Origin of the sequence: Marinobacter sp. ELB17 (genome assembly GCF_000169375.1) — a bacterium.
In the GTDB taxonomy this organism is placed as follows: domain Bacteria; phylum Pseudomonadota; class Gammaproteobacteria; order Pseudomonadales; family Oleiphilaceae; genus Marinobacter.
The window spans coordinates 1-1,154 of sequence record NZ_AAXY01000074.1 but is presented as its reverse complement, the minus strand read 5'-3'; the positions used below and the strand labels follow the sequence as shown (position 1 = coordinate 1,154).

Here is a 1,154-nt window from a genome sequence, read left to right as displayed (position 1 = left end):
GGCTAGTCCCCGTTCGCTCGCCGCTACTTAGGGAATCTCGGTTGATTTCTTTTCCTCGGGGTACTTAGATGTTTCAGTTCTCCCGGTTCGCCTCTTACACCTATGTATTCAGTGTAAGATACCCGACCTAGATCGGGTGGGTTTCCCCATTCAGAAATGTCCGGATCACAGCTCGTTTGCCAGCTCCCCGAACCTTATCGCAGGCTTCCACGTCTTTCATCGCCTCTGACTGCCTAGGCATCCACCGTATGCGCTTAGTTGCTTGACTATATAACCCCAAGACAACTGACTCTACTGCCACAAGATCACGGCCGACTAACCGAAGTTAGACAGCGTGTTCCAGGAACACTAGAGATAGTCACTCGAAGTTATACACAACCACTTCAACGACAACACCGGATAACGCTTGAAAAAATCGTTATCACTTGAACACTTTCCTCAAAGACCGTAGAGAAAAGTATTCGTGTTCTATCTCATCCAATTTGTTAAAGAGCAAATCTGACCCAGTGATCAGAAAGAAGACCTTCAGACTTAGCGGACGCTAAACTGAAACACTTTTTTCTGTACACTGACCGAAGCCAGGGAATTCAGGATTTTCAGGTTATTCGAACCATCTGTATAATGGTGGAGCTAAGCAGGATCGAACTGCTGACCTCCTGCGTGCAAGGCAGGCGCTCTCCCAGCTGAGCTATAGCCCCAAAAAGCTACCTCCGACTGACCCAACAAGATGGCGTCAAACTCGGAAATCGTTCAGATCAAGGCATCGGATGTCGCCGCATAGCCTGCTATGCAAGTCATTCGATAACGCCGAGATGAACGATTTTGGTGGGTCTGGGTGGAGTTGAACCACCGACCTCACCCTTATCAGGGGTGCGCTCTAACCAACTGAGCTACAGACCCAATTATCACACCATCTTATTGTGCCTGGACTGCGTTGCGGCTCTCGCTCAGTTGGTCACGTACTCATGTACGCTCCCGTATTCGCTCCATCCGCGCCTTGCCAGACTCAACAATCTGTCGCGCTAATTCAGCGGGTCGGTCGAGACCCTTTGCTCTCTTTAATTAATCAACCAAGTAATTCGTGTGGACTCTGACCGAAGCGTTCGACATCGTTTAAGGAGGTGATCCAGCCCCAGGTTCCCCTAGGGCTACCT

General features: G+C 49.8%; 2 tRNA genes and 1 rRNA gene. All 3 read right to left on the bottom strand.

From position 1 onward, the window contains the following. Positions 1 to 268 (bottom strand): 23S ribosomal RNA (locus tag MELB17_RS23080); the annotation flags it as partial. A gap of 354 nt (positions 269 to 622) precedes the next feature. Then, positions 623 to 698: transfer RNA gene (locus MELB17_RS23075), tRNA-Ala, on the bottom strand. A 125-nt stretch (positions 699 to 823) separates the two neighbouring features. After that, positions 824 to 900, bottom strand: a tRNA-Ile gene (locus MELB17_RS23070). Positions 901 to 1,154: the final 254 nt, after the last annotated feature.